Origin of the sequence: Streptomyces sp. NPDC050636 (assembly GCF_040654775.1) — a bacterium.
Lineage (GTDB): Bacteria > Actinomycetota > Actinomycetes > Streptomycetales > Streptomycetaceae > Streptomyces.
Genome location: NZ_JBFAIP010000245.1, coordinates 1 through 2,112 on the forward strand (window position 1 = coordinate 1; position 2,112 = coordinate 2,112).

Sequence of the window (2,112 nt, forward strand, 5' to 3'; positions counted from 1 at the left end):
GGGCATTGCGACACGGCTTGATCAGGTCCAGCACACGGGTCCGGGCCTTGTATTCGGCACCTGGTGACGGTGACCGGGTCGTCGTTCTTCAGCTCGTCGACCAGTTGCTTGACCTTCGGCCTGTCCCACTGGAGGTTGCCGCCGACGCTGCCGGAGATCGGCATGTTCATGGACTTGCCGTCGCCGCCGGAGACGTCCTTCATGGCGAAAAACATCTTGGCGAGCAGGTAGGGGTTCATGTCCTTGTCGACGACGAGGGTGTCCAGGCCCGCGCTCATGACCGGGTAGAGGGTGAACGGGTTGAGGAGGGTGCCGGGCGTGGCCACTTGGCTCGCGAGCGTCGAGAGGAACTTCTGCTGGTTCTTGGTGCGGTCCAGGTCGCTGCCGGCGAAGGCGTGCCGGGCCCGGACGTACGCGAGCGCCTGGGTGCCATTGAGGGTCTGCCGGCCGGCCTTGAAGTCGGCGCCTGACCACTTGTCCGTGAAGCCCTTGTCGAGGTTCATCTCGATGCCGCCCATGGCATCGACGATGTCGGCGAAGCCGGTGAAGCCGATCTCGGCGTAGTGGTCGATGTGCAGTCCGGTGTTGTACTCGACGGTGCGGACCAGCAGTTGCGGACCGTCGAAGGCGTAGGAGGCGTTGAGCTTGTTCGCGCCCATCGCGGGCCTGATCTTGCCGGACTCGGAGCCGCGGAACTTCGGGATGGTCACGTTCGAGTCGCGCGGCAGGGAGATCAGCGTCGGGCCGTTGGAACCGACGTGCAGGATCATCATCGAGTCGGTCCGCTGGCCCGCCTCCGCGCTGCCGCCGGTGTGCAGGCTCTTGCGCCGGGCCGCCGACATGCCCTTGCGGCTGTCCGAGCCGACGATCAGGTAGTTGGTGCCCTCGCCCTCAGCCGGGCGGTCGATGACCTTGCTGAGGTCGACCTCCTTGCGCAGCTTGGAGTCCGCCCAGAAATACGTGCCGACCGCCACCAGGAGCAGGACGACGAAGAGGGATATCAGAAAGCGCCTGACCTTGCGGCCGCGGCGCGGAGAAGGCTCGTACTCATATGGATCATCCTCTTCGTAGTGGGGCGGTACCCCGAGCCGCTGGGCGGGGATGGCATGGGCGGAATTGGGAGGACGCGCGGCATGTGCGCGCTCATACGGTTCCTGGAAGTCGGCGCACCTGCCACGGGGCGTCTGGTTCATGCCCGGCAGTGTGCATTCTCCGGTTGGCTCGAACGCAAACTCAGGGAGGGACTCCGGGCACACTGTTTCCGACCTGATGCACAGCGCCCGAGGAAAGCGGCTGCAATGTCCCGCCAAATACGCAAAGGGGCGACTGAACGGGCAGCCATGGCCGATTACGAGAATTCGGGCAAGTCGAAATCGGCGCCATCGCTCCCCAACTCGGCGCCATCACTGCACGGTTGCAGAAAGAGATATGCGGCGGCCGGCCCTGCCTCGGCGCTCAGGGGGCGCCGTAAGCCTGCGCCCCCTGAGCTCGGCTGAAACGCAGTCAAAGGCGTCGCAGCCAAGCAGCTGCGCCATGGCCGACCGCGAGGTAAATCAGCGCGGGAAGGGCGTAGTTGAAGAAGACACGCAGCCCTTCCGTGTCCATGATGAAGATGTCCTGCGACCAGCCGGCAAGCCAGTCGGCCACACCGTGCACGAAGTCGACAAAGACATTCGCCTGATTCGCTTCGAGCAGATACAGAAGGACCCATAGTCCGAGAAATACCGCGGCGACATCCGCGATGCTGTGAATGATCAAAGCCATTCGGCCCCTGTCGATGCCTCCGCGATTGCCGCCCGAACGCCTTCTGCTGTGGTACGCCGCGTTCGGAACGTCGCCGTACGGGGCCGCTGGGGCGGCCGGGGCGGAGTTGCGGGGAGGAGGTGAATTTCTGGGACGCGGGGCATGCACTCCGTCAATAGGCGGCAGCGGGGCCGTGTCGCCGACATCCGGCGCGTTTGATCCGCCGTGGTAGGGAGGGTTTGGTCTGGAGTCGTATGGGCGATTTTGCGGTATGCCGTCATTGGGGTAAGTCACGGCCCTGCGCATTGCCCACTGAACGCTTTCGAAACTCCCTTCACCGCTATTTCACATCGATGCCCTCGGACCGCC

Annotated in this window: 2 protein-coding genes; both read right to left on the reverse strand. The window is 64.5% G+C overall.

The features are described from left to right. A partial coding sequence (locus AB0I10_RS40995; protein WP_363157830.1) for an LCP family protein occupies window positions 1–1,193 on the reverse strand: 1,193 nt, incomplete at its 3' end. 310 nt (window positions 1,194–1,503) lie between these two features. Then, window positions 1,504–1,779, reverse strand: coding sequence for a hypothetical protein (locus AB0I10_RS41000; RefSeq protein ID WP_363157831.1), 276 nt, complete (start codon window positions 1,777–1,779; stop codon window positions 1,504–1,506). Window positions 1,780–2,112 lie beyond the last annotated feature (333 nt).